Origin of the sequence: Brevundimonas sp. (assembly GCF_032055285.1) — a bacterium.
Lineage (GTDB): Bacteria > Pseudomonadota > Alphaproteobacteria > Caulobacterales > Caulobacteraceae > Brevundimonas.
In genome coordinates, this window is the sequence record NZ_DAMBRE010000004.1 from 47,990 (window position 1) to 72,170 (window position 24,181).

General features: G+C 67.5%; 23 protein-coding genes and 1 pseudogene. 7 read left to right on the forward strand and 17 right to left on the reverse strand.

Features of this window, described 5'->3' with window-relative positions:
• Positions 1–149: 149 nt before the first annotated feature.
• The 7 genes from RTY13_RS10400 to RTY13_RS10430 all read right to left on the reverse strand — a co-directional run bounded on the left by RTY13_RS10400 (position 150) and on the right by RTY13_RS10430 (position 7,768).
• Positions 150–488 (reverse strand): hypothetical protein, encoded by a 339-nt coding sequence (locus RTY13_RS10400; protein WP_296172028.1) that lies wholly within the window; start codon positions 486–488, stop codon positions 150–152.
• Between the two features lie 382 nt (positions 489–870).
• Positions 871–2,316, reverse strand: a complete 1,446-nt coding sequence (locus tag RTY13_RS10405; protein WP_312783239.1) for a UdgX family uracil-DNA binding protein — start codon at positions 2,314–2,316, stop codon at positions 871–873.
• On the reverse strand, positions 2,316–3,557 hold the full coding sequence (locus tag RTY13_RS10410; protein ID WP_312783241.1) for a putative DNA modification/repair radical SAM protein: 1,242 nt from the start codon (positions 3,555–3,557) through the stop codon (positions 2,316–2,318). Before RTY13_RS10410 ends, RTY13_RS10405 begins: the two co-directional genes overlap by 1 nt.
• A 51-nt stretch (positions 3,558–3,608) precedes the next feature.
• On the reverse strand, positions 3,609–3,908 hold the full coding sequence (locus tag RTY13_RS10415) for a hypothetical protein (RefSeq protein ID WP_312783243.1): 300 nt from the start codon (positions 3,906–3,908) through the stop codon (positions 3,609–3,611).
• Positions 3,905–6,451, reverse strand: coding sequence for a cbb3-type cytochrome c oxidase subunit I (locus RTY13_RS10420; protein ID WP_312783245.1), 2,547 nt, complete (start codon positions 6,449–6,451; stop codon positions 3,905–3,907). Before RTY13_RS10420 ends, RTY13_RS10415 begins: the two co-directional genes overlap by 4 nt.
• Positions 6,448–7,398, reverse strand: coding sequence for a cytochrome c oxidase subunit II (coxB, locus tag RTY13_RS10425; protein WP_312783246.1), 951 nt, complete (start codon positions 7,396–7,398; stop codon positions 6,448–6,450). The genes RTY13_RS10420 and coxB overlap by 4 nt, the downstream gene beginning before the upstream one ends.
• Positions 7,388–7,768 (reverse strand): c-type cytochrome, encoded by a 381-nt coding sequence (locus RTY13_RS10430; protein WP_312783248.1) that lies wholly within the window; start codon positions 7,766–7,768, stop codon positions 7,388–7,390. Before RTY13_RS10430 ends, coxB begins: the two co-directional genes overlap by 11 nt.
• 234 nt (positions 7,769–8,002) lie before the next feature.
• Here RTY13_RS10430 and RTY13_RS17705 point away from each other — a divergent pair.
• Positions 8,003–8,464, forward strand: a pseudogene (locus RTY13_RS17705) (c-type cytochrome); the annotation flags it as partial.
• Here the strand turns inward: RTY13_RS17705 and RTY13_RS10435 are convergent.
• From RTY13_RS10435 to RTY13_RS10450, 4 genes are read right to left on the reverse strand one after another with little or no spacing between them, the layout of a single operon-like run.
• Positions 8,460–9,194, reverse strand: coding sequence for a cytochrome b (locus RTY13_RS10435; RefSeq protein WP_312783250.1), 735 nt, complete (start codon positions 9,192–9,194; stop codon positions 8,460–8,462). The pseudogene RTY13_RS17705 and the gene RTY13_RS10435 overlap by 5 nt on opposite strands.
• On the reverse strand, positions 9,191–9,922 hold the full coding sequence (locus RTY13_RS10440; RefSeq protein WP_312783252.1) for a cytochrome c oxidase assembly protein: 732 nt from the start codon (positions 9,920–9,922) through the stop codon (positions 9,191–9,193). The genes RTY13_RS10435 and RTY13_RS10440 overlap by 4 nt, the downstream gene beginning before the upstream one ends.
• A gap of 57 nt (positions 9,923–9,979) precedes the next feature.
• The gene (locus RTY13_RS10445) at positions 9,980–11,287 is read right to left on the reverse strand and encodes a PQQ-dependent sugar dehydrogenase (protein ID WP_312783254.1); all 1,308 of its coding nucleotides are present in this window, start codon (positions 11,285–11,287) and stop codon (positions 9,980–9,982) included.
• Positions 11,287–11,709: a DUF2231 domain-containing protein gene (locus RTY13_RS10450; protein ID WP_312783256.1), complete on the reverse strand. Its 423-nt coding sequence runs from the start codon at positions 11,707–11,709 to the stop codon at positions 11,287–11,289. The genes RTY13_RS10445 and RTY13_RS10450 overlap by 1 nt, the downstream gene beginning before the upstream one ends.
• A 264-nt stretch (positions 11,710–11,973) precedes the next feature.
• Here RTY13_RS10450 and RTY13_RS10455 point away from each other — a divergent pair, with 264 nt between their 5' ends.
• Both RTY13_RS10455 and RTY13_RS10460 read left to right on the forward strand, forming a co-directional pair.
• Entirely contained in the window at positions 11,974–12,753 is a 780-nt protein-coding gene (locus RTY13_RS10455; protein WP_312783258.1) for a hypothetical protein, read from the forward strand.
• Complete coding sequence (locus RTY13_RS10460; RefSeq protein ID WP_312783260.1) at positions 12,737–13,552, forward strand: metallophosphoesterase; 816 nt, start codon at positions 12,737–12,739, stop codon at positions 13,550–13,552. Before RTY13_RS10455 ends, RTY13_RS10460 begins: the two co-directional genes overlap by 17 nt.
• A gap of 23 nt (positions 13,553–13,575) precedes the next feature.
• On the opposite strand, the gene RTY13_RS10465 is transcribed toward RTY13_RS10460, so the two are convergent.
• The gene (locus RTY13_RS10465; RefSeq protein WP_312783261.1) at positions 13,576–14,469 is read right to left on the reverse strand and encodes an SDR family oxidoreductase; all 894 of its coding nucleotides are present in this window, start codon (positions 14,467–14,469) and stop codon (positions 13,576–13,578) included.
• Positions 14,470–14,670: 201 nt separating this feature from the next.
• Between RTY13_RS10465 and RTY13_RS10470 the strand changes: the two genes are divergently transcribed.
• Positions 14,671–15,690 (forward strand): ligase-associated DNA damage response exonuclease, encoded by a 1,020-nt coding sequence (locus tag RTY13_RS10470; protein WP_312783262.1) that lies wholly within the window; start codon positions 14,671–14,673, stop codon positions 15,688–15,690.
• Positions 15,690–17,312, forward strand: a complete 1,623-nt coding sequence (locus RTY13_RS10475; RefSeq protein ID WP_312783264.1) for a cisplatin damage response ATP-dependent DNA ligase — start codon at positions 15,690–15,692, stop codon at positions 17,310–17,312. Before RTY13_RS10470 ends, RTY13_RS10475 begins: the two co-directional genes overlap by 1 nt.
• Before the next feature lie 247 nt (positions 17,313–17,559).
• Here the strand turns inward: RTY13_RS10475 and RTY13_RS10480 are convergent, their stop codons facing one another.
• From RTY13_RS10480 to RTY13_RS10490, 3 genes are all read right to left on the reverse strand, one after another.
• On the reverse strand, positions 17,560–17,751 hold the full coding sequence (locus tag RTY13_RS10480) for a DUF3008 family protein (RefSeq protein WP_105562386.1): 192 nt from the start codon (positions 17,749–17,751) through the stop codon (positions 17,560–17,562).
• Between the two features lie 223 nt (positions 17,752–17,974).
• A complete protein-coding gene (locus RTY13_RS10485; RefSeq protein WP_409450305.1) occupies positions 17,975–18,241 on the reverse strand; it encodes a SemiSWEET family sugar transporter in 267 nt (88 codons plus the stop codon).
• Positions 18,242–18,314: 73 nt separating this feature from the next.
• Entirely contained in the window at positions 18,315–19,529 is a 1,215-nt protein-coding gene (locus RTY13_RS10490; RefSeq protein WP_312783265.1) for an FAD-dependent oxidoreductase, read from the reverse strand.
• Between the two features lie 72 nt (positions 19,530–19,601).
• On the opposite strand from RTY13_RS10490, the gene RTY13_RS10495 reads away from it, so the two are divergent.
• Positions 19,602–22,064 carry a ligase-associated DNA damage response DEXH box helicase gene (locus RTY13_RS10495; protein WP_312783266.1) on the forward strand — a complete coding sequence of 821 codons (2,463 nt, stop codon included), beginning with the start codon at positions 19,602–19,604 and terminating at the stop codon, positions 22,062–22,064.
• Positions 22,061–22,780 (forward strand): ligase-associated DNA damage response endonuclease PdeM, encoded by a 720-nt coding sequence (pdeM, locus tag RTY13_RS10500; RefSeq protein WP_312783267.1) that lies wholly within the window; start codon positions 22,061–22,063, stop codon positions 22,778–22,780. Before RTY13_RS10495 ends, pdeM begins: the two co-directional genes overlap by 4 nt.
• Before the next feature lie 34 nt (positions 22,781–22,814).
• On the opposite strand, the gene RTY13_RS10505 is transcribed toward pdeM, so the two are convergent.
• Together RTY13_RS10505 and RTY13_RS10510 are read right to left on the reverse strand one after the other, a co-directional pair.
• A complete protein-coding gene (locus tag RTY13_RS10505) occupies positions 22,815–23,369 on the reverse strand; it encodes a lipocalin family protein (RefSeq protein WP_312783268.1) in 555 nt (184 codons plus the stop codon).
• 103 nt (positions 23,370–23,472) lie between these two features.
• Complete coding sequence (locus RTY13_RS10510; protein ID WP_312783269.1) at positions 23,473–24,135, reverse strand: hemerythrin domain-containing protein; 663 nt, start codon at positions 24,133–24,135, stop codon at positions 23,473–23,475.
• Positions 24,136–24,181 lie beyond the last annotated feature (46 nt).

The window sequence follows — 24,181 nt, forward strand, 5'->3', positions numbered from 1 at the left end:
TCCTCTGCGCCCTCCTGAACTCAGAGGAACGGCGGCCCAGCCGCCACGTTGCGGCCCCATGAGCGAACTTGTTGCGAACTTCGTCGGGTCGGCTACGTCCATTGCTCCATCACCAGCTTTGCGCCTAGCGACAACGCGAGCCCGCTCGCTTATGAGACTGCGATCACACGCGAGGACGACGCAGGCGCAGCGCCAGCCAATGCATCGGCGATACGGTTCAGAAAGACGAGCCGCCGCTCCGCAGCGTCTTCGAGATTGGCGCCCTTCAACATGACGCGGCCTGAGAATTCGGGCGCGAGTTCTCGCAATCGTTCCACCAGAGCTTTGAGATGGCCTGGAGTCTTGCGATCATCCATGATGACGGCGTGAGCGCGAGCGTCGGACAGCCTCTTTTCGACATCACCCTGTACGTTCTGGCCGAGTTCGGAGCGGCCAGCCATCTGCACAAAGTCATGGGCGTAAAGTCGAACGTAGGCGTCTTCTATCATGTTGTACCTTAAGGAAGCGGCCGAACGGCTTGCCGCAAAGGTCAAAGCCCGTGTCAAGGAAAGTCACCTTCCGGGCGTCGGCCTGAGATAGATGGTGATCATAAGGGCGCGGCGCTACCGTCCCCCAGATTATGGAGCCAGGTTCGATCCTTCGACCGTTAGATTCAGGGGTCGCACGCTTGATCGCTGATCCAAAAAAACGCCCCCCACCATCTAGGGTGAGGGGCAAGCGCATAGGTTCGCCACGAGAAGGAAGAGTTGATCAAGCTGGCCCTTTGCACCCCCAGTCTTCGACCGGCCAGGAGCAGCTGGCCTGCAGAGAAGACCAGGACGCGATCCTGCCTCCGCCCCCTGGAAGGAGGGCGGACGACCCAGGACCGCATCAAGCCAGCCCCGCTTCTCTCCTCGCCATCTTCAGGTCTTCGACGAGGGTCGCATGGGCGCGGCGACGGGCTTCAGGATCGGGCACACGCAAGACAAAGGCGGGATGGAGCGTCAGCAGGACGCGCCCGCCATCCGGCGTTTCAACCAGCGCGCCCCGCTCCGCCATGATGGAGGGCTTTCGCCCCAGGACCGCCAGCCCCGCCGTCGCACCCATGGCGAGGATCAGCCGCGGTTGGACGAGCCTTCGCTCCTGTTCCAGCCACCAACGGCAGGCCTGGACCTCGCCCGCGTGGGGCGTCCTGTGCAGGCGGCGCTTGCCGCGCGGCTCATGCTTGAAGTGCTTGACCGCATTGGTCAGGTAGACCTCTGCGCGCTGGACGCCCGCTTCGGCGAGCGCGGCGTCGAGAACCTGCCCTGCCGGCCCGAGGAAGGGCTGTCCCGCCAGGTCTTCATGATCGCCCGGCTGCTCGCCCACAATCATCAGACGCGCCTCGCGCGGTCCCTGTCCGCAGACGCCCTGGGTCGCATCCCGCCAAAGGGGGCAGCGACGGCAGTTCTGCACGCCTCGCTCCAGGTCCGCCGGTTCCAAAGCGACAAGCTCATCGGTCGACGTCCGATCTACGGTCGGCGGGCGCAGGCGCTGAAACTTCTCATTGGGAAGAGAGGAAGGTTCGGAGACCATGACCTCGGTGCGGATCGCCGCAGAGGCCACCAGTTCGGGGATCAGAGACGCCTCGGGGAGGTTCTTCCAATACCGCTTCGGCATCTCCGACTGCATCATGCGCGTACGCAGACGCGCCGGATTGAAGGTCGAGGCGTAGTAGGTGAGCCAGAAATCCTCGACCTCGTCGTCTTGCGGCCCCTCCTCCTGTCGTCCCGGCGGGCCAAAGGCGAGCCCGTCCCCATCCCAGTGAGCGGTCCCGTCCGGGGTAAGAATGCTCCATCGCATCGTGCTGTAGCGTCGCGCGAAGAAGGGGGCGGTTTTCTCCAGAACGCGATGGGCCGGCTCGAACCAGGCGACCCAGCGGTCGCCTTGCGCATCCCTTGTCTCGCGAAACCGGACGAAGGCCTTCATCTTGTGGCTGGCGCGGCGCACGTTCTTCACCCGCTCGGCCGCGGCGGCGACATCAGGGTCGGAGACCACCCGCATCAGATCGGGCTCGTCCCGCAGCCGCCACAGCAAACGGTACATCAGGTCGAACCGGTCCGGCGCGCGATGCAGGATCAGGTCGCCTGCCGTTTCCATGAAGGCCCGAGGGACGACGAAGGCGTCGTCCACGGCGACCGCGCCCGGCCCCTCATCAGCGTCGAAAAGCCCGCCCTGGACCGATCCGGCCGTGACAAAGCGCGCGCTGGCGGGTTCAACCCCGGCACGGCGCAGCCGGCGCGCAGCCGCCTTCCATCCAGCGAAGTCCGTCTCGTTCGCCAGGCTGATGGTGCGCATCAGAACAGGCTCAACTGTTCCGGCGCGCGCCGGGGGGCCAGCCGGGCGCGAAGGTCGGCGGCGTCCGTCAATCCTCCGGGCGTCCAGTCCAGGGCGACGATCCAGGGGCGCACCTTGTCTATGGAACGCGTCAGGCGCGCCACGTCCTCCAGGCGCAGGGTACGGTAGCGCCGCACCGACAGGATGCGATCCACCGCCTTCACCCCCAGCCCCGGCACGCGCAACAGGTCTTCGCGTGGGGCCAGATTGACGTCGGTCGGGAAGACGTCGCGCCGCTTCAGCGCCCAGGCCAGCTTGGGATCGACCCCCAGATCCAGCATGCCGTCCGACGCCCCCTCCCCGATCTCGGGCGCGGTGAAGCCGTAGAAGCGCATCAGCCAGTCGGCCTGATAGAGGCGATGCTCGCGCATGAGCGGGGGTTTCGACAGCGGCAGGATGCTGGAACTGTCGGGAATGGGACTGAAAGCCGAATAATAGACCCGGCGCAGGCCGTAGCCGCCATAGAGAGAGGCGCTGCGGTCCAGGATTTCCGTGTCCGGCGCCCCGTCCGCCCCGACGATCAACTGGGTCGACTGGCCCGCCGGCGCGAAGGCCGGCGGACGGACCCGGTCCCTCTTCTCGGGCCTGGCCGCGTCCAGCCTCAGCCGCACCTGTCCCATGGTCTTGCGGATCAGGCGGGCATCCTTTTCAGGCGCCAGTCGCCCAAGCGCCTCGTCGCGCGGCAGCTCGATATTGGCCGACAGACGGTCGGCGTAACGCCCCGCCAGCGCCACCAGCCTTTCGTCCGCCTCGGGGATCAGCTTGAGGTGGATATAGCCCCGGAAATCATGGTCCTCGCGCAGACGGCGCGCGACCTCGACCAGCTGCTCCATCGTATAGTCGCCCGAGCGGACGACGCCGGATGAGAGGAACAGCCCCTCGATATAGTTGCGCTTGTAGAAGGCCAGCGTCAGGTCGACGACCTCGTCGACCGTGAACCGCGCCCGTTCGACGTTCGAGGACGACCGATTGATGCAGTAGACGCAGTCGTAGATGCAGAAGTTGGTCAGCAATATCTTCAGCAGGCTGACGCAGCGCCCGTCCGGCGTATAGGCGTGGCAGATCCCCATGCCCTCGGTCGAACCCACGCCCTTGCCCCCGAGGGAGTTGCGCCTGGGCGCACCGGAAGATGCGCACGAGGCGTCATACTTGGCCGCATCGGACAGGATGGAGAGCTTTCGTCGAAGTTCGATACGCGCCATATGTTCATGATACGTTCCAATCTCAAAGAGGTACAGCGTGGCCGTAAACCATCAGAAGGCCAATGGCGCCGTCTGCCATAGGACGCCGATCCCGGCGACCAGAGCCCCCGTCAGGCCCACGCGACGCTCCCACGCCTCAGCGCGGGAGCCCTCGCGCCTTCCCCGGACCAGCCAGACCGCCAGGGCGATGACGCAGAGCAGACAGCCGATGCTGAAGGCCAGTCCTGTCCAGCGCGCGCTCCCGGCCTCGCTGGACGACCAGACGTCGGCGGCGCTGGAAATCAGATAGACCCCGACGAAGTGCAGGGCCCATATCAGCAGGCCGCCGGTCATCCGCAACCAGCGCCTCATGCCCCGCCGCCCGGGAAGAGGCGGACCAGGAGGATGACGCCGATCGCCTGGGCTGCGGTGAAGGCCAGGAAGAGGCTGATCAGGTCCACCGTCGAAGGGCGTTCAGCCGCCAGACGGCCGAACAGGCGCCTCAGCATGACATAGAGGCCCATCAAGCCGCCGATAGCCGCGAAGGTCCCGGCCCAACTGAGCAGGGCGTAGACCGAAGCCCCCTGGCTGGAAGCCTCCGGCCGCAGGCCGCTCGCCCACCACACCCTGCCCTCCAGGAACATCGCGGCGATCGCCGCCACGCAGGCCAGCACCAGCAGGCCGGCTGCAGCCGAAACCGCCCCCGCGCGCGCCATTCGCACGGCCCGCGGCGCCGCGACGGCGCAAAGCCCGGCCACGACCAGCAGGCCGACGGACGCCATGAGCGAGCTGATGGCCGGCGGGGCCTGCCACAGGTCCGGCCGTCGGCTCCACAGGAAGACATAGGAGAAGCCGGCCAGCAGGCAGACCATGCCGCCGACGATCAGGACGATCACCATGGCCCACCAGCCGTGACTGGACGGACCTGACACATAGTTGGGCACGCGGATCGACGCCCCGATGTCGGTCGTCTTGCGAGCATGAGGCGCGTCCAGGAACCAGCACCAACGCATGATGCAGTAGATGGCCAGAACCCCGCTGACGACGGCCGCGGCATAGGCCTGGATGGTGAGGATCAGGAAGAAGCCCGCCGTGAAGACCGCCCCGAAAACATGCCAGGCCGATGGTCTGGGGATACGCAGCACATACTGCGGCTCGGCGTTCAGAGGGCTGGTGACCAGGGTCTGGCGCTCGCCCCGGGCCGCGCCCGGCAGGAGGTAGCGGCCCGCCGCCACCTCCTGGGCCAGCCCCTTCTGCTCCCACAGGGGATAGAGGCTCTTCACCACCGGGATGGAGCGCACGGAATAGAAGCCGCTGGGCAGCCATTCCAGACCGGGACCGCCGTGGATATTGCCGGCCTCACGCGAGCCAAAGGGTCGGTAGTTGCGGGCCATGTCGACGACCCACAGCAGCACCGCCATCCCGAACATGAAGGCCCCGAGCGTGGAGATGAGGTTGGGCAGGTCCCAGCCGCGGTCCGGCAGATAGGTGTAGACCCGTCGCGGCATGCCCATCAGGCCCGTCAGGTGCATGGGCATGAAGGTGATGTTGTGCCCGGCGAACATCAGCCAGAAAATCCAACGCCCCCACCGCTTGCTCAGCGGCCGGGCGCTGGACATGGGCAGCCAGTAGTAGATGGCGGCGAACAGGGGGAAGACCATGCCGCCGATCAGGACGTAATGCAGGTGGGCGACGATGAAGTAGCTGTCGTGGGCCTGCCAGTCGAAGGGGACCATGGCCACCATGACGCCGGACAGTCCCCCCATGACGAAGATCACCAACCCGCCCGTGGCGAAAAGACCCGGGGTGGAGAAGCGCATCCTCCCCGCCGCCATGGTGGCGATCCAGGCGAAGACCTGGATGCCCGCCGGCACGCTGACGGCCATGGAGGCGGCGCTGAAGTAATTGATCGAGATCTGCGGCATGCCGGTGGTGAACATGTGGTGCGCCCACACGCCGAAGCTGATGAAGCCCGTCGCCAGCATGGCCATGACCGCCAGCGGGTGTCCGACCAGCGGCGTGCGCGCCATGGCCGGGATGATGGTGGACATGGCTCCCGCCGCCGGAAGGAAGATGATGTAGACCTCCGGGTGGCCGAAGAACCAGAACAGGTGCTGCCACAGCAGGGGATCGCCGCCCTTGAGCGGATCGAAGAAGGGCCAGCCCAAGGCCCGTTCCAGCTCCAGAAGAAGGGTCGCCAGAATGATGGAGGGGAAGGCGATGATGATCATGCAGGCGAAGATCAGCATGGCCCAGGCGAAGATCGGCAGCCTGTCCAGGGTCATGCCGGGCGCGCGCGTCTTCAGCACCCCGACGATGATCTCTATGGCCCCGGCGATGGCCGAGATCTCGATAAAGCCGATGCCCAGCAGCCAGAAGTCGGCGTTGATCCCCGGCGAATAGGTGGTGCTGGTCAGAGGCGGGTACATGAACCAGCCGCCGTCCGGCGCCAGACCGACGAAAAGGGAGCAGAAGAAGGCCAGCCCCCCGATCAGATAGGCCCAGAAGGCATAGGCCCCCAGCCGCGGAAACGGCAGGTCGCGCGCGCCGAGCATCTGCGGCAGCAAGAGGACGCCCAGGGCCTCGACCGCCGGCACGGCGAACAGAAACATCATCACCGTGCCGTGCATGGTGAAGATCTGGTTGTAGGTCTCCTGAGGCAGGAAGCCGGTCATCGGCAGGGCTAGCTGGGTCCGCATCAAGAGGGCGAGAACCCCCGCCAGCACGAAGAAGAGCATGGCCGCGCCGACGTAATAGACGCCGATGATATTGTTGTTGGTCGCCGTGATCCACTCCCCCGGCGTTCGCGGGCCGCACCAGGCCTTCTCCAGCTGCTCCAGTTCGCCCTGGGGTCGAGGCTCGGACGTCGGAAAACGATCATACTTGCCGACGTCGAATCCTGTTTCCGACGTCATTTCAGACTTTCCAGGTAGGCGGCGACCTCACGCAGTTCCTGCCCGCTCAGGACGGGATAGGAGGGCATGCGATTGCCGGGCTTGATACCCTGGCTGTCGGCGATCCAGCCCGCCATCGTCCCCTGGTTATTGGGCAGGATGCCGGCCCCCAGGGTCTGGCGCGATCCGACATGGGTCAGGTCGGGCCCCGCGAGACCATTGGCCTCCGTGCCCCTGATGGTGTGACAGGCGCCGCAGCCGGAGGCCGAGAAGACCGCCGCGCCGGGCAGGGTCGACGCCGTCGCCGGGGCGGCCTGCCTGAGACGCCACGCCGCAAAATCCGCCGGCGAATGGGCCACCACCACCAGTCCCATCAGGGCGTGGGGGCCGCCGCAGTATTCCGCGCACTGGCCGGCGTAGACGCCCGGCTCGTCGGCCTGCAGACGCATGAAGTTGCGCCGGCCGGGGATCATGTCGGTCTTGCCGCCGAGGCGCGGGATCCAGACGCTGTGGATCACATCCGCGCTCTCCAGCTCCAGCACCACCGGACGACCGGCGGGAATATGGACCTCATTGGCGTCCTGAACGATCTCGCGCCCCTGATCATCGAGATAGGCCACGCGCCACCACCACATCTCCCCGGTCACCCGGACCCGCATTTCCCCCGCACGCGGCGCCTCGGCCACCCGGGCGGTGACGCTGAGCCCATAGACCAGCAGGCCGCTCAGCACGATGACGGGAAGGGCCAGTCCGCCGATCCAGACCAGCGTCTCGCCCGCCACGCGACGCTTCCACCGACGCGGGCCGAACAGGGCGACCACCAGGGCGAACAGCACCAGGGTCAGAACCCCGGCCCCCATGATGAACAGGACCCAGGCGACCGTGGTCACGGGTCCGGCGAAGGGGCCGGCGGGATCCAGCACCGGGGGCGGCCAGCCGCTCAGCATGGCGGGCGTCTCACTCGTCATCGAGGGTATAGAGATAGGCCGCCACGTCGCGGGCTTCGGCGTCGGTCAGGGGCATGGGCGGCATTCCCGTGTCGGGCAGCAGAGCCGGCGCGTCCCGCACGAAGGCCGCCATCACCTCCGGCTGGTTGGGCAGGCGTCCCGCGATCATCGGTCGCGCCCCCACGCCCGCCAGATTCCCTCCCGTTCGTCCTTGCGGCCAGCGCACGCCGGGGATGGCGTGGCAGGCGGCGCAGCCATGGCGTTCGATCAGCGCCAGCCCCTGCGCGGCGTCGGCCTGGGCCAGGGCGCGCGGCGCATTCGCCTTGTCGGCGCAGGCCGTCGCGGCGGCGCACAGCCCCCCCGCCAGCAGCAAGGCCCCTATGGTCCGCATCGTCCATACATGATCGCATCCCGCCCCTTTCCAGCTTCACCAGAACCCAATCCGTCGCAGCCTCAGGGGTTCCCGCCTGGAACCGGGGCCATAAGGCGGTGTTGGGAAGGGGTGCGCGCCCTCCCTTCCTTCGCTCTTATCGCTCTCGTCCTGGCCGGCCCCGGTCTGGTCGCGTGCGACGCCGCGCCGGGCGAGACCGACCGCGCCTTCTCGGCCACCGGACAGGTCATCGCTATGGGCGGCGGCGCGGGCGGCGCGACGAACGCCTGTTTCACCTGTCATGGACTGCAGGGTCAGGGCGACGGCGTCTCCACGCCCCGTCTGGCCGGACTGGACGCCGGCTATCTGCAAAAACAGATGGAGGACTACGCCAGCGGCCTGCGGCCCGACGACCTCATGACCCGCATAGCCAGGGATCTGGACGCCGACAGCCGACGCGCCGTCGCCGGCTTCTACGCCGGTCTGCCCACTTCGCCGCCAGGGAGCGCCTCCCTTTCCGTCGCCGCGTCCCCGACGATCTGGCGGACAGGCGACCTCTCGCGCGGGATCACGGCCTGCGCATCCTGTCACGGCCCCAGCGGCCAGGGCGCCGGCGAAGGCCAGCCAGCCGTCGCGGGCCAGCCAACCGCCTATACGCTGGAGCAGATCGACCGCTGGAAGTCGGGCAAGCGCCGCAACGATCCTCGCGGCGTCATGGCCGCCGCTGTCCAGAGGCTGACGGACGCAGAAGCGCGCGCCATAGCCCGGTGGCTGTCCGGCCAACCCGTTTCTCCAGGGTCCGCCAGCGCCTCTGCCACCGCGTCCGTTTCGGCCGCAGCTGCGGCGCGACCGGCAGCATCGCGTGAAACACGTCGTCCCGATCGATCAGATGGTGCTTGAGGGCGGCCCCGGCGTGTATCGGGATCATCAGCAACAAGGCCGCCACCATGGCCCAGTGCATCCATTCCGCGACGGCTTCTATCGCCCAAAGCCGGGTGTTCGAGACATCCTGCATCGGCAGCAAGGGCCATGGGACAAGGCCCGCCGCCGCCAGCTGAGTGTCGCGCGCCGTGGCGGAGACCATGGCCCATCCCGACAGCGGCAGGCCGAACAGGCAGATGTAGAAGACATAGTGGGTCACGTGCGCCGCTACGCTCTCCCACCCCGGCTTGTCCGCGTCATTGATCAGATTGGGCGCGGCCAGCCGCCAGGACAGCCGACCGATGACCAGCAGCAGCATCAACAGGCCGACGGCGAAATGCACCTCATAGGCCGCCGACTTGGCGCCGCCGACGGGCAACCGCCCCATCCACCAGCCCCAGCCTAGCTGGAAGACGACCAGGCCCGCCATGGTCCAGTGGAAGAGGATGGCGACCGGCGAATAGCGACCTTCGTCATGATGGCCGGCGGCCCACTCCAGCGCCTGCGCGATCAGCCGGTCGATCATGCCGGGCGCGCCGTCTCGCGCCCCTGGAACAGGCCGGCGACCCGCCACAGGGCGACCAGAAGATAGGCCGCCGCCGCCGGCGCCCACATGATCAGGCCCGCCGCCTGCTGGTCTTCAAGCGGCGTCAGCCCCCAGGCCAGGGTCGAGGCGAAATGCGGCGCGTAGAGGGGCTCCCCCGCAAAGACGATCAGGGCCCCCAGCAAGCCCATCAGCAGCATGGCCGCCAAAAGAGCCGCGACAGCGGCGGGCGCGCTGGACGCGCACACCGCCCCCCAGAACCAGACGGCGCCGCCGAGGATCGTCGCTTGCATGAGCCAGTAGACGGCGTCGTTCGACAGCGCCGCCGCATAGAGATCGGGCGCGTGCCAGGCCCAGAAGACCAGGGCCTGAACCGCCGTCGCCAGCCCCAGGCGGGGCGTCTTCAGGCGCGGAAGGCTCAGGGCGAGCAAGGGGGCCGCAGCGAGCAGGAGCAGGAGGTGATGCAGGGTGCGCGCCGTGAACAGGGCTGAACTGAGAGCGCAAAGCGGCGAGATGAAAACGACGACCAGGACGCCCGCCGCTCCCAGCAAGGCGCGTCCCCCGGCGCGGTTCCTCATCACCAGAAACACGCCGCCCGCGACGAGGAGGCCCACACCCGCAAGAAGCATGGGATCGCCGTTCCAACGTCCCAGAACATCCATCGGTTCGGGCGCGGGTCCGCAGTAGGGCGTCCAGGGCGTGATCGTCATGATCGGCTAACGACCCGGGACGGCGACGGTTCAAACATGCCGGCGATCCCGGCGTTCTCAGCGAGAGGGCGCGATCCGCCAGACCGTGTTGGACAGGTCGTCGGCGACCAGAAGGATCCTCTTGGTCGGATCAAAGGCCACGCCGACAGGGCGGCCGCGCGCCTCGCCGTCCTTGAGGAAGCCGGTGGCGAAGTCGACGGGCCGACCGACCGGGCGACCGCCGCTGAATGAAACCCAGGCGACCTTGTAGCCGGATGGATCTTCACGGTTCCAGCTGCCGTGCATGCCGATGAAGGCGCCGTCGGCGAACGCCCCCCCGAAACCCCCGTCGCGCGCGAAGTCCAGACCCAGGGCGGCGACATGAGACCCCAGGGCGTAGTCCGGCTTGACGGCCCGGGCGACCATGTCCGGATTCTGCGGCCTCACGCGCGGATCGAGATTCCGGCCCCAGTAGCTGTAGGGCCAGCCATAGAAGGCGCCGTCGCGCACCTGGGTCAGGTAGTCGGGGACAAGCTGCGGACCCAGTTCGTCGCGCTCGTTGACCACAGACCAGACGAGACCCGTCGTGGGTTCGATCGCCAGGGCGGTCGGGTTGCGGATGCCGGTGGCGATCGTGCGACGCGCCCCGGTTGCGCGGTCGATTTCCCAGACCACCGCCCGCTCCTCCTCCACGGCCAGCCCCCGTTCCCCGATATTGGAGTTGGAGCCTATGCCGACATAGAGCCTGGTCCCGTCCGCGCTGGCGGCGAGGGACTTGGTCCAGTGATGGTTGATGCGCGAAGGCAGGACCGTCACGCGCTCGCCCGGCGTCGCAATGCCGGTCCGCCCCGGCTGGAAGGCGAAACGGGTCAGCGCGCCCTGTTCGGCGACATAGAGGTAGCCCTCCACATAGGCCAGGCCGTATGGCGCATCCAGATTCTCGACCAGGACAGAGCGCAGTTCGGGGACGCCGTCGTTGTCGGCGTCACGCAGCAGGGTGATGCGGTCTCCCCCGCTGATCTTGGTGTTGCCCTGTTTCTTGATGAAGCCGGCGATCACGTCCTTGGGACGCAGGCGCGCCGCATGACCGCCGCGCCCCTCGGCGACCAGGACGTCTCCGTTCGGCAGGATCAGCATCTGACGCGGGATCTTCAGATCGGTCGCGAAGGCGCTGACGGTGAAGCCCTGGGGCACGGTCGGCGTCTCGCCGTTCCAGCCGGCGGGCGGGCTGATCTTCATGGCCGGAACCAGGGTCTCTTTGATCCCGGGCAGGTCGGGTGCGCCGCCGGTCTGGTTCAGCTTCGGATCGCTGGTGTTTCCGCAGGAGGCCAGGACGAGCGACAAGCCGATTGCTGCGACGCCGGCGGCGAGCAGGGTCTTCTTCATCAGAGGGTCTCCCGCGCGGAATAGGCGATCCCGCCGGCGACGAGGACCAGCAGGGTGCAAAGGGCTGACAGGGTCAGGCCAAGGGCGCCGACCGAGCTCCAGGCGTCCTGACTGTGCTTGAAGGCGTTCACCAGCCCCAGCACCCAGGCCAGGGCGAGCGCGACCAGATGGACCAGGGCCCGGCGGGATCTGCGGCGGCGGACGCCAAGTGCGAAATCGGCGATGGAGAAGAGGCCGGCGATCCCGCCGAACACCAGGGCGCCGGTGATCAGCCAGGCCGAGAAGTTCGTCCACTGGATCTCGGCGGTCTTCAGATAGGCGATGTCCGTGAACAGGGCGAAGGTGAACAGGCCGATCGGAAAGGCCAGCAACAGACGATGCAGAGGTCGAACCCACCCGCCCGACAATTCATGAATGCTCATGCCGCCCTCCCTAATGCCTGGCTTAGGCTAACCGCCTGGCTGAGAGATGGTTCACATCTTCCCCGTCGGGGCGGCCTCATTTCAATCGGACGGCCGCGTCCCGGCCGGGCGCCAAGCCGAACTGAGGCCCGCCTTGCAGCGCCAGGAGGGGCGAGTTGAGCTCAGGGCCCTGATCGACCTGTTCAACTCCGTTCCCAAGGGAGAGCGGCGGAACCCAAGCCTTCACGGCTCCGTTCCCCTGCCCTGTCCAGGAACTCCGCCCACATGTCCGACATGGTCGCCGATCCCGCCTTCGAACCGCCGCCCGAGGCGATGGCCTTCTACGAGGAAAGCCTCCGCCTGCTGACGGAAAGCGGCGTGCCCTTCCTGCTCTCGGGCACCTACGCCGTGACCGCCTATACGGGCATCCGTCGTCCCACCAAGGATCTCGACGTCTTCTGCAAGCCCGGCGACTACCCTCGTATCCTCGCCTTCTTTCAGGAGAGAGGCTACCGGACGGATGTCGAGGACGAGCGCTGGATCGCCAAGGTGTGGAAGGACGACAAACACTTCTTCGACGTCATTTTCGCCATGTCGAACGGGACCATCGCCGTGTCGGACAGCTGGTTTGGCCAAGACCGGATCACGGTCTACGGCCACGAGGTGACCATCACCCCGCCGACGGCCCTGATCCTGTCCAAGGTCTTCATCCAGGATCGCTATCGCTTCGACGGAGCGGACGTGAACCACGTCATCCTCAAGCAGTCCGACGCCATCGACTGGAAATCCATGCTGGACCAGATGGACCTCTACTGGGAGGTCCTGATGGCCCACCTGCTCAACTTCCGCTTCGCCTATCCCACCGAACGCGGCCTCGTGCCCGCCTGGTTGATGACCGAATTGCTGCAACGGCTGGAAGCCCAGGTCCATCTTCCCGCGCCCCGCGTCCGGGTCTGCCGCGGCCGTCTGTTCAGCCCCCGGGACTATATCGCCGACATCACCGAATGGGGCTTCGGCGACGTGGTGGGCAAGGGCCTGGAGGAACGCCATGACCCCGTCTACTGAGCGCGCCGAACCGGACGCCCGGACACGGGACGCCCAGACGCCCGACGCCCAGACGCCGCAGCCGGGCATGGAGGCCGGCCCCGGCAGGACGCTGCGCATCGCCGCCGTCGGCGACCTGCACGTCGGAGAAACCTCCCGCCGGGCCTATCGCGACCTGTTCGACCGGGTGCACGAGGAGGCCGACGTCCTGTGCCTGTGCGGCGACCTTGTGAACTTCGGCAAGACGACGGAGGTCGAGAACCTGCTGGAAGACCTGCGCGCCTGCCGCATCCCCATGGTCGGCGTCCTGGGCAACCACGAGCACGAATGCGGCCAGCCCGAGGAGGTCGTGCGGCTGATGACGGAGGCCGGCGTCAGGATGCTGACGGGCGAATCCTATGAGATCGACGGAGTGGGATTCGCCGGCGGCAAGGGCTTCGTCGGCGGTTTCGGCCGCTACATGCTCAGTCCCTTCGGGGAGGCTTCGATCAAGCATTTCGTGCAGCACGCCGTCGAGGACGCCAACCTGATCGAGAATTCGATCCGCACCCTGCGCACAGAACGCAGCGTGGTCCTGCTCCACTATTCGCCCGTGGTGGACACGGTGGTCGGCGAACCGCCCGAAATCCATCCCTTCCTGGGCTCCTCCCGTCTCGGCGAGGTGGTCGACCGCTATGAGAACGTCAGGCTGGTGGTCCATGGACACGCTCACCGCGGCGCGCCCGAGGGCCGCACCGCACGCGGCGTCCCGGTCTATAATGTCGCCCTGCCCGTCCTGCGCACCCTGGGCGACAAACCCTATCGCGTGTTCGAGGTCTGACCCTTCGCATGCCGCCGTCGTCCTCAGGCGATCCCGGCTCCACCGGTCACGCCCCAGACCTCGCCGGTGACGAAGCTGGCTTCCTGGGAGGCCAGCAGGACATAGACCGGCGCGATCTCCACCGGCTGACCGGGGCGGCCGAAGGCGCTGTGGGCGCCGAACTGCTCGACCTTCTCCTGGGGCTGGCCGCCGCTGGGTTGAAGCACGGTCCAGAAAGGTCCCGGCGCGACGGCGTTCACCCGCACGCCCTTTCCAATCATCTGCTTGGCGAGAGCCTTGGTGTAGGCGACGATCCCCGCCTTGGTCGTGGCGTAGTCCAGAAGAATGTCCGAGGGCTCATAGGCCTGGATCGAGGCGGTGGCGATGATGGCGGCGCCCGGCGGCAGATGCGGCTCGGCGGCCTGGCAAAGCCAATGAAGCGCATAGAGGTTGGTCTTCATCGTCGCATCGAAGTCGCTTGTTGACACCTCCGCGACATCCTTCCGGTACTGCTGGTGGCCGGCGTTGACGACCAGAAGGTCGAGACCGCCGAAATTCTCCACCACCCGCGCGACCATGGCCGCATTCCACGCTTCATCCCTGACGTCGCCTGGCAGGGCCAGGGCCTTCACCCCGGCCTTCTCGATCAGGGCGACCACCTCTGCGGCGTCCGCCTCCTCGGACGGAAGATAGCCGATGGCGACGTCGGCGCCTTCGCGCGCATAGGCGATGGCGGTCGCCCGGCCGATGCCGGAATCCCCGCCCGTGATCAGGGCCCGGCGTCCCTTCAGCCGACCATGTCCGACATAGCTGTCCTCGCCATGGTCGGGCCGCGGCGTCATCCGGCCCGCCAGACCGGGTTCGGCCTGGGGCTGGCGCGGAAAGGGCGGCCGCGGATACTGGATGCGCGGATCCTGCATGGCGAGGCGATCGGACATGGGGCTTCCTCGTTGTGGCGCCTGTCCCGGCCAGGGGCGGCGCAGGGGATGCCGATCTAATGTCCTCGTCCCTCGCGACGTTCCACCCGGCCGCCGACCCGACCCTCGCAACGCAGACGAGCCCGCCGCGTTCTCCCTTGCCGTCCTCGGCGCGCTTGTCGCCGCAGCCGACGGCCGTCACCAGGAGACGCCTGAAAGCGCATGCCCACGCCCGGTCAAGGTCTCGCCTCTGTCCTCCAGCCCACCCCCGCCGGCCTGTGGTGCCCGGCAGGCGACTTCTACATCGACCCGCCGCGTCCGGTGGACCGGGCCGTCATCACCCATGGTCACGCGGATCACGCTCGCGCGGGACATGGCGCCGTCCTGGCCACGGTCGAGACCCTGGCCATCATGGGCGAGCGCTATGGCGCTGACTTCGCCGGGCGCACCCAGGCCCTCTCCTATGGCGAGCGGCTCAAGGTCGGCGGCGTCGAGATCTCCCTGGCCCCGGCCGGACATGTTCTGGGCTCGGCCCAGGCGACCGTCCGTCAGGGCGGTCTGACCATCACCGCCTCTGGCGACTACAAGCGCCGTCGCGATCCCACCTGCGCCGCCTTCGAGCCCGTGCCGAGCGACGTCTTCATCACCGAGGCCACCTTCGGCCTGCCGGTCTTTCGCCATCCGCCGGACGTCCAGGAGATCGGAAGGCTGTTGCGCTCGGTCCAGCAGTTTCCCGAACGCGCCCATCTGGTCGGCGCCTACGCCTTGGGCAAGGCGCAGCGCGTCATCCGGCTGCTGCGCGAGGCGGGCTATGACGAGACCATCTATGTCCACGGCGCCCTGGAACGGCTGAACCGGCTGTATGAGCACTTCGGCGTCGATCTGGAACCGCTCGCCCCGGCTACGGGATCAAAGGCCGACTTCGCCGGGCGCATCATCGTCGCTCCGCCCTCCGCCATCGCTGACCGCTGGAGCCGACGTTTCCCGGATCCTGTCACGGCCTTCGCCTCGGGCTGGATGAGCGTCCGGGCGCGGGTGCGCCAGCGCGGCGTCGAGCTGCCGCTGATCCTTTCCGACCACGCCGACTGGGACGAGCTGACCGCCACCCTGACCGAACTGTCGCCCCAGGAAACCTGGATCACCCACGGCCGCGACGACGCCCTGCGCCGCTGGGCTGAACTGCAGGGGCTGACGGCGCGCGCCCTGCATCTGGTCGGCTATGAAGACGAGGACGACGACTGATGCGCGCCTTCGCCGCCCTGCTCGACCGGCTGTCCTTCACGGCCTCGCGCAACGCCAAGCTGCGGCTGATCCGCGACCACCTGGCCGACGCCCCCGATCCCGACCGGGGCTGGGCCCTGGCCGCCCTGACGGGCGCCCTCTCCTTCACCGCCGCCAAGCCGGCCATCATCCGTCAGGTCGTGGAGGGGCGGGTCGACCCCGAACTCTTCCGCCTGTCCTACGACTATGTCGGCGACCTGGCGGAGACCGTCGCCCTGATCTGGCCGGCCCGTCACGGCGCCAACCGCGAGCCGGAACTGTCCGAGGTGATCGACACCCTGAACGCCGCCAAACGCGGCGAGGTTCAGGGCCTGCTGGAAGGCTGGCTGGACGCCCTGGACGCCGACGGACGCTGGGCCCTGCTGAAGCTGGTGACCGGGGGTTTGCGCGTCGGCGTCTCGGCGCGACTGGCCTGGATGGCGGCGGCGGACTTCGGCGGGGTCGAGGTCGCCGACATACAGGAGGTCTGGCACGCCCAGACCCCGCCCTATCCCGACCTGCTGGCCTGGCTGGACGGCAGGACCGAGCGCCCCTCGGCCATGGCGCACGGCCGCTTTCGCCCGGTCATGCTGGCGCAACCGATCGACGAAGCCGTCGACCTGCCCAGGCTGGACCCCGGCGAGTACGCCGCGGAATGGAAGTGGGACGGCATCCGCGTCCAGGCGGTCAGCGAAGGGGGCGTCAAACGCCTCTACAGCCGAACCGGCGAGGACGTGTCCGCCGCCTTTCCCGATGTCGTGGCCGCCCTGGCCTATGAGGGGGTCGTCGACGGCGAGCTTCTGGTGCTGCGCGACGGTCGGGTCGCTTCCTTCGGCGACCTGCAGCAGAGACTGAACCGCAAGACGGCGGACGCCAGGCTGATGATCAGCCACCCGGCGGGCGTGCGCGCCTACGACCTTCTGGCCGCCGACGGGGAAGACCTGCGCGCCCTGCCCTTCGCCGAGCGCCGCAATCGCCTCGTAGGCTTCGTCGCCGAAATCGGCTCAGACCGCTTCGACCTGTCGCCCCTCGTTCCCTTCCGGACCTGGGAAGACCTGGCGGCCCGTCGCGCCGAACCGCCGCCGGGCGATCCGCAGTCGGCGGAGGGGCTGATGCTGAAACGGCTCGACAGCGTCTATGAGGCCGGCCGCCCCAGAGGGCCCTGGTTCAAGTGGAAGCGCGATCCGCGTCTGATCGACGCCGTCCTGATGTACGCCCAGCGCGGTCACGGCAAGCGCTCGAGCTTCTACTCCGACTACACCTTCGGGGTCTGGACCGAGGATGCGGACGGCGTCCATGTGCTCACCCCGGTGGGCAAGGCCTATTTCGGCTTCACCGACGAAGAGCTGAAACAGCTCGACAGGTTCGTACGCGAGCACACGGTCGAGCGTTTCGGCCCCGTCCGCTCCGTCACGGCGACGCGCGAGTTCGGCCTGGTGCTCGAGGTCGCCTTCGAGGGCCTGCAACGGTCCAAACGCCACAAGTCCGGGGTGGCCATGAGATTTCCCCGCATCAGCCGCATCCGCTGGGACAAGCCGGCAAAGGAGGCGGACGAGCTGCATACGCTGGAAGCCATGCTTGATGCGCCCTCGGCCGCCCTCTGACCTCGGCTAGCGGCTGTCCTTGTGTCGGGGATTGGGCTCGCCCGAGCCCGGATCCGTCCGGGTCTCGGTCGATAGCCCGGAGGCCTTGGAGCCCCTGGGTTCAGTCGCCGGCCGCGGAGGCTGTCCGGCCCGTTCCGGCGGGCGCAGATTTTCATTCTCGGCCTCGCGGCCGGTGCGTTCGGCCGGTTTGTCCGGTTGCGTCATCAGGCGTCTCCCAGGTGTGCGAAGAGGTCAAAGGAACCAGGGATCACGCCGACTTGCCCGTGTGCTCCGGCTTGCCCTTGCGCGGGGTCGAAGCCATTTCCTCCAGCTCCTTGCGGGTCATGCTTTCCTCCATGGACTTCGAGGCGCCCCGAAGCTTGCTTTTCGGCGCATCGCCCCGTTTTGCGGCCAGGGCGGCCCCTGCCGCCTTCTGCTGGGCTGCGGATTTGGCGGGCATGTCGAAATCTCCCTGATGTCGGATCATCGCCGGATCGAGCGAAAGGCCGGCGACACGCCTTCTTTCAACCCGCCCCCGAAACCCGGGTTCCTCGGGGACTGCGCCGGCTCGACCGGACCGACCGCGACAGCGGCATGGCGCTTAAGGACCGAAGAGTCCGATACCGGACAGAAGGCGGCGAGCCGCCGCGCGACCTTGAATGATCCAGCGCGGTTGGCCCTCCCTAGCCCTTCCGTTCAAAGCGCCATTTCATGATCAGGACGCCGCTGGCCATGACAAGGGCGCAGCCGTTGGCGAGGGTCACGGGCCATGCCTCGGTCAGCAGGCCGTAGCATACCCATAGAATGAAGCAGCTCACGGTAAGGGCGTAGGTCTTGAGCGAGACGCTGGAGGCGTCGCGCTCCTTCCAGATCTTGTAAATCTGGGGCGCGAAACTGCTGACAGAGCACAGGGCGGCGGCGACGCCGACCACATCGGCCATGGAGATCATAGGTCAGTCCCGAACTCGACCGGTCCGGCCGCAGTGAGTCAGCCTAACGCCGCGGACGCCCGCGGGCTCCTCGTCAGGGACGATAGAGGTCCGCGTCCGGGTCAGTCTCGCCCCTCACCCAGGCCGCCACGACCTGGCTGGCGATCACCGAGGAGGTGATGCCGTTGCCCCCGAAGCCCATGACGCTCCAGGCGTGGGCCATTCCTGGTACAGGCGCGATATGGGGCAGGCCGCTGGCGCTCTCTCCGAAAGCTCCGGCCCAGGCGTAGTCGACCTCCAGCGCGACCTCGGGAAGCAGGCGCTTCAGCTTGGCCAGTATGCGCCCCGTCTTGCGTTCCAGAAGCGCTCGGCTGGCATGGGCGGTGGCGGAATCCTCATCCTCCCCGCCGACGATCAATCGCCCGTCGTTGCTCGTGCGCATGTAGAGATAGGGGTCTGATCCTTCCCAGACGAGGGTGTCTCGCAGCCAGGCTGGACCGGAGAATCCCGGGGTAGACGCAAGCGCCCAGGTCGAGACCACCCTGGTGTCAGGCGCGGTCACGCCCTTGGGACGTTCGTAACCGCAACAGAAGACCACCGCTGAAGCCCGTACAGCGAAGCCGGTGCTTGTCAGCAAGGTCACCCCGTCGGGGTCCGACACGGCTTCGATCACATCGACCGGTGAGAAGAGCCTCGCGCCCCGGGCCTGGGCGCGCCGTAGAAGTCCCGCCGTCAGTTGAGCAGGATCGGCGCTGGCCGATCCGCCGCTGAGGATGGCGCCGGTTCGGTCGATCCCGAACCGATCACGAACCTGATCCGCCGGCAGGAAGAGGCTCTCCAGGCCGGCGTCGGCCCTCGCTGCGGCCTCGCTTTCGAGGGCCCTGGGGCCATAGGCGTCGCCCGCAAGATAGAGGGCGTCGCGATCCCGGTAGCCGCAACGGATACCCTCCTGGGCGATGATCTGTTTCAGGTCGTCGACCGCGCGCCGCGAGCGCAGATAGGCCCGCTGCGCCTTCGGCCGGCCTATGCGCTTCGCAAGCGCCTCCAGTGGAAGATCGATCTCCCATTGCAACAGAGCGGTCGAGGCGATGGTCGATCCCATCAGAGGCGGCCTGCGATCAAGGACCGCCAGCGTGTGGTCGCGCGACAGCTCATGCGCCATCAGGGCGCCGCTGATCCCGGCTCCGACGACGGCGACATCGACCGAAACGGCCTGCTTCAGAGGGCGAACCGGCGCCCCCGTAAAAGGGCTGTCCGCCCAGAGAGATCGCCCGCTTCTCAGGTCGCGCTTCTGTGTCAGCCTCGCCATTCAACCCCCGACACGCACAGCCTGCGCCTCCGCTTCAGGGAACGCGCGCTCCTGTGGAGGGTTGCTCAAACCATGGCCAAGCCTCATCGGATCACGACGTCTGCAACGGATCCGACGCACCAGCTTCCAGCGCCGTTTCGCGACTGGTTCGTGGACCGCGGCTGGACCTTGCGCCCCCATCAGCTGGACATGATCGACAAGGCGAAAGCCGGCGCCGATGTCCTGCTCGTGGCGCCGACAGGCGGCGGCAAGACCCTCGCCGGCTTCCTGCCCAGCCTGCTGCAACTGGCCGAACGCGGCCCACGCAAGGGCCGCAAGATCCTTCACACCCTCTACATCTCCCCCCTCAAGGCCCTGGCGGTCGATGTCGAACGGAACCTGCTGACGCCGGTCCGGGACATGGATCTCCCCATCCTCGTGGAGTCCCGCACGGGCGACACCGGCCAGGCCCGGCGCCAGCGTCAGAGGACATCCCCCCCGGACATTCTGCTGACCACGCCTGAACAGCTGGCCCTGTTCTGCGCCTGGAAGGGCGCGCGCGACTATTTCCAGGATCTGGAGTGCGTGATCATCGACGAAATCCACGCCATCCACGGATCCAAGCGAGGGGACCTGCTGTCATTGGGGCTGGCGCGGCTGAGGACTTTTGCGCCCGGCGTCCGGTGCGTCGGTCTGTCGGCGACCGTGGAAGACCCGGCCCGCGTCAGACGCTGGCTGTCGGACCGAGGCGACGACATCGTCCTTGGCCAGGCCGGGGCGTCGCCCCGGCTCGAGGTTCTGTTGTCGCAGAACCGGGTCCCCTGGGCCGGTCACACCGCCCAGCACGCCATGGCCGAGGTCTATGAGACCATAAAGACGGCGCGCACCACCCTGGTCTTCGTCAACACCCGCTGGCAGGCGGAGTTCGCTTTCCAGGAGCTATGGCGGCTGAATGACGACAACCTGCCGATCGCCCTTCATCATGGCAGCCTTTCAGCCGAGCAACGCCGCAAGGTCGAGGCGGCGATGTCGCGCCACGAACTGAGAGCGGTGGTCTGCACCTCGACGCTAGATCTGGGCATCGACTGGGGCGCAGTCGATCTGGTCATCCAGCTTGCGGCGCCCAAGGGCGCCTCGCGGCTGGTGCAGAGGATCGGACGCGCCAACCACAGGCTGGACGAGGCCTCGCGCGCTATCCTGGTGCCCGCCAGCCGTTTCGAGATGCTGGAGTGCCAGGCGGCGGCGGAGGCGGTGGCTGAAAACGCTCTCGACGGGGATCCGCCCCGGATCGGGGCGAGAGACGTCCTCGCGCAGCACGTCATGGGCTGCGCCTGTTCGGAGCCCTTCGACCTTGTGGACCTCTATGAGGAGGTGCGCCGGGCTGCGCCCTATGCTGGCCTTTCCTGGGAGGCCTTCGAGCAGGTCGTCGATTTCGTCTCGACAGGCGGCTATGCGCTCAGAAACTATGATCGCTTCCGAAGGATCATACGCGGTCCCGACGGCCGCTGGCGCGTCCTCAACGAGGAGACGGCGCGACGCCACCGGATGAATGTCGGCGTCATCGTCACAGCCCAGACCCTCAACATCCGGCTTGCGGGCCGACGCGGCGCCGGCCGCAAGATCGGCCAGGCCGAGGAGTGGTACTTCGAACAGCTGACCCCGGGCGACAGCTTCCTCTTCGCCGGCGAGATATGGCGCTTCGAAGGGGTCAGGGCGACGGATGCGATCGTCACCCGCTCGAACGACAAACAGCCCAAGGTTCCCAGCTGGGGCGGCTCCCGATTTGCGCTTTCCACCTTCCTGGCCAGGCGTGTCCGGCGCATGATCAGCGACCAGGCCTCGTGGTCGCGGCTGCCGCCTGACGTCTGCGAATGGCTGTTCGCCCAGCAATCGCATTCAAGCATCCCCGGGGAAAAGGATCTCCTGGTCGAGACCTTCAGGCGCGGCAAACGGCACTACATGGTCTGCTATCCTTTCGAGGGCCGACTGGCCCACGCCACCCTGGCCATGCTGATCACACGCCGGCTGGACCGGGCCGGGGTCGGGCCGATCGGATATCTCGCCAACGACTATGCTCTGTGTGTCTGGTCTTTGCGGCCCATGGACAGCCTCGATTTCGACGCCCTGTTCCAACAGGACATGCTGGGGGACGATCTTGAAGCCTGGCTGGACGAGAGTTTCATGGTGAGACGCGCCTTCAAGGAATGTGCGCTGATCAGCGGTCTGATCGAGCGCCGCATGCCCGGCCATGAGAAGAACGGACGGCAGGTGACCTTCTCCGCCGATCTGATCTACGACACCTTGCGCAGACACGATCCGGACCACCTGCTCCTCTCCTGCGCGCGCGAGGATGCGGCGCGCGGACTTCTCGACCTCGCGCGCCTGGGCGAGTTTCTCACACGCATCTCGGGCCGGATCGGGGTTGAGAGGCTTGCGCATGTTTCGCCCTTCGCCGTGCCCCTGCTGATGGAGATCGGCAAGGAGCGTGCGCCTGGGACCACCGCCGCGGACATGATGCTGGAGGACGCCGCCCTGATTGACGAGGCCATGTCTTGAACGTCTCAAGCCTGGCCGACGACGGCGCCTTCGCAACGCGCCTGGCCGGAGCCGACGTGGTGTTTCGCGTCTCCGGCGCCCTCTGGTTGCCGGCGGAGCACGCCCTGGTGGTCGCCGACCTGCACCTCGAAAAGGGATCCGCCTACGCCGCCCGCGGACAGCTCCTTCCCCCCTATGACACGCGCGAAACCCTCAACCGCCTGGAGCATGAGGTCGCGACCCTCGCCCCCCGAACCGTAGTCCTGCTCGGCGACACCCTCCATGACGGTGAGGCTCCGACGCGTATCGGCCAGGAAGAGCGCGCTCGCCTCAGGGCCCTGGCGGAAAGGGTCAGGCTGATCTGGGTCGTCGGCAATCACGACCCCGAAGGCGCAGGCGATCTGGGCGGCGAAACAGCGGACCTGGTCGAGGTCGCAGGCCTTTCGCTGCGCCACGAGCCCACCCCTGGCCCCGTGGAGGGCGAGGTCGCGGGACACCTTCATCCCTGCGCACGCGTCAAGGGCGCCGCAGGCTCTGTTCGCCGCCCCTGCTTCGCATCGGACGGCAGCCGCCTGATCCTGCCGGCCTTCGGCGTCTATGCCGGGGGGCTCAACCTGCGCGACCCCGCCTTCGCCGGGCTTTTTCGCTGTCCTCCCACAGGCTACCTCCTGGCGCGGCGCGTTGCGGCGGTCGCCTTCGAGAAGATGCGACCCGATCAGAGGTCCCTTCCCGACTGACCGCCCCCTGGCGTCCAGGGCGAGGTCCTGCGCCCTAGTGCCGGGTGGGCCGGATCATGGACATATCATAGCCCAGGGCGCGGGTCCGCTCGGCGATCAGGCTGCGTACCTCCGCCGAGGGCTCGGCGACGCGGCTCAGCTGCCACAGATAGCGACCCGACGGCTCCCCCACGATCGACCAGGAATAGTCGTCGGCGTGATCCAGAACCCAGTAGTCGCCCAGATAGAAGGGACCGAAGAAGGACACCTTCAGCTTGGCCCCCTGGCTGGCGGCGACTACCCTGGCCTTGCCTGCCGACGACTTGGTCGGTCCACCTACCCCGCCTTGGCGGCAGGTGTTCAGCACCCCGACGAGACCGTCGTCGCGCACCTCATAATCGGCCGTCACCGCCTCGCATCCGCGTTCAAAGCCGTTCTCATAGCGTCCGATCTCATACCAGCGCCCGGCGTAGCGGGTCAGATCGACGGGCTTCGCCGGCTGCGGGACCGCGAGATTTCCGACCGGACCCCGCTCGAGCGACGCGCAGGCGCAAAGGGCGAGAACCGAACCGGCTACGAGGAAGAAGGGAACGGCGCGTTTGAAGGTCATGGCGTCGGAAACGAGCCGTTCGCGACCGGGGTTCCGCGGTCCTGCCTATAGCGGCCAGAACAGCAGGATCAGGGGCGGGCCCGCCATGAGCACCATACCCATCTCAGGCCTTGAGGCGGATCTTCTTTTCGACCTCTGCGGCCGCCTTCTCTTCCTGCTTGCGCCTGTTGAAGACCGTCCGCATGAAGCGGCGATCCGCGAGGCTCAACACCTCTTCAGCGGCGACAAACTGCTCCTGCTCCTCCTCGCGGATGTGATGGAGGTATTCTTCTCGCAGGGCGACGAAACGGCGGATCCATCCGGGAGACGCCATGTCCCGCGCGGCCAGATCCGCGAGGAGATCATCGATCTCCTTGTGTTCGGCGATGGCGTGGCGGGCGAAGTCCGTGGTGTCCGGGTTTCTCAGCACGCTGGACCAGAGCGCCTGTTCCTCTGCCGCGGCATGCGCCTTCAGCTCATGAACCAGTTCCACAAAAAGGCGCTCGCGCTCGGGAGACTTCCCCTTCGTCTCCTCCAGCATGGCCAGGAGCGCGCGATGGCGATCATGGTCCTCGACCAGCCGACCGAAGATGTCGGGATCCCCCCTGAATTTGGTGGCGGGCGTGCTGCCGATCCGCGCGGCCAGGTCAGGCGCTACAGCCCGCGCCTTGGCGACGGCGGCAGCCCTGGCCTCCCGGGGCGCCACAGGCCGGACGCGATCCTGGGCCCGCTGTTCCTTTCCACCGGCTTTCGCCCGTATCTCGCTCCCCAAGACCCATTTGCGCATGCCCTGCTCCTGTCTCGAGCCGTCAACCTCCTCCGGAGGCCGACAA

Excerpts from the sequence above, each read along its gene's own strand:
- RTY13_RS10460 (WP_312783260.1), top strand. The coding sequence starts at position 12,737 with ATGACCCCGTCTACTGAGCGCGCCGAACCGGACGCCCGGACACGGGAC.
- RTY13_RS10485 (WP_409450305.1), bottom strand. The coding sequence starts at position 18,241 with ATGATCTCCATGGCCGATGTGGTCGGCGTCGCCGCCGCCCTGTGCTCT.
- RTY13_RS10455 (WP_312783258.1), top strand. The coding sequence starts at position 11,974 with ATGTCCGACATGGTCGCCGATCCCGCCTTCGAACCGCCGCCCGAGGCG.
- RTY13_RS10475 (WP_312783264.1), top strand. The coding sequence starts at position 15,690 with ATGCGCGCCTTCGCCGCCCTGCTCGACCGGCTGTCCTTCACGGCCTCG.
- RTY13_RS10445 (WP_312783254.1), bottom strand. The coding sequence starts at position 11,287 with ATGAAGAAGACCCTGCTCGCCGCCGGCGTCGCAGCAATCGGCTTGTCG.
- RTY13_RS10420 (WP_312783245.1), bottom strand. The coding sequence starts at position 6,451 with ATGACGTCGGAAACAGGATTCGACGTCGGCAAGTATGATCGTTTTCCG.
- RTY13_RS10440 (WP_312783252.1), bottom strand. The coding sequence starts at position 9,922 with ATGACGATCACGCCCTGGACGCCCTACTGCGGACCCGCGCCCGAACCG.
- RTY13_RS10495 (WP_312783266.1), top strand. The coding sequence starts at position 19,602 with ATGGCCAAGCCTCATCGGATCACGACGTCTGCAACGGATCCGACGCAC.
- RTY13_RS10465 (WP_312783261.1), bottom strand. The coding sequence starts at position 14,469 with ATGTCCGATCGCCTCGCCATGCAGGATCCGCGCATCCAGTATCCGCGG.
- RTY13_RS10450 (WP_312783256.1), bottom strand. The coding sequence starts at position 11,709 with ATGAGCATTCATGAATTGTCGGGCGGGTGGGTTCGACCTCTGCATCGT.
- RTY13_RS10490 (WP_312783265.1), bottom strand. The coding sequence starts at position 19,529 with ATGGCGAGGCTGACACAGAAGCGCGACCTGAGAAGCGGGCGATCTCTC.
- RTY13_RS10415 (WP_312783243.1), bottom strand. The coding sequence starts at position 3,908 with ATGAGGCGCTGGTTGCGGATGACCGGCGGCCTGCTGATATGGGCCCTG.
- RTY13_RS10430 (WP_312783248.1), bottom strand. The coding sequence starts at position 7,768 with ATGCGGACCATAGGGGCCTTGCTGCTGGCGGGGGGGCTGTGCGCCGCC.
- RTY13_RS10405 (WP_312783239.1), bottom strand. The coding sequence starts at position 2,316 with ATGCGCACCATCAGCCTGGCGAACGAGACGGACTTCGCTGGATGGAAG.
- RTY13_RS10510 (WP_312783269.1), bottom strand. The coding sequence starts at position 24,135 with ATGCGCAAATGGGTCTTGGGGAGCGAGATACGGGCGAAAGCCGGTGGA.
- RTY13_RS10480 (WP_105562386.1), bottom strand. The coding sequence starts at position 17,751 with ATGCCCGCCAAATCCGCAGCCCAGCAGAAGGCGGCAGGGGCCGCCCTG.
- RTY13_RS10400 (WP_296172028.1), bottom strand. The coding sequence starts at position 488 with ATGATAGAAGACGCCTACGTTCGACTTTACGCCCATGACTTTGTGCAG.
- RTY13_RS10470 (WP_312783262.1), top strand. The coding sequence starts at position 14,671 with ATGCCCACGCCCGGTCAAGGTCTCGCCTCTGTCCTCCAGCCCACCCCC.
- RTY13_RS10410 (WP_312783241.1), bottom strand. The coding sequence starts at position 3,557 with ATGGCGCGTATCGAACTTCGACGAAAGCTCTCCATCCTGTCCGATGCG.
- coxB (WP_312783246.1), bottom strand. The coding sequence starts at position 7,398 with ATGACGAGTGAGACGCCCGCCATGCTGAGCGGCTGGCCGCCCCCGGTG.
- RTY13_RS10435 (WP_312783250.1), bottom strand. The coding sequence starts at position 9,194 with ATGATCGACCGGCTGATCGCGCAGGCGCTGGAGTGGGCCGCCGGCCAT.
- RTY13_RS10505 (WP_312783268.1), bottom strand. The coding sequence starts at position 23,369 with ATGACCTTCAAACGCGCCGTTCCCTTCTTCCTCGTAGCCGGTTCGGTT.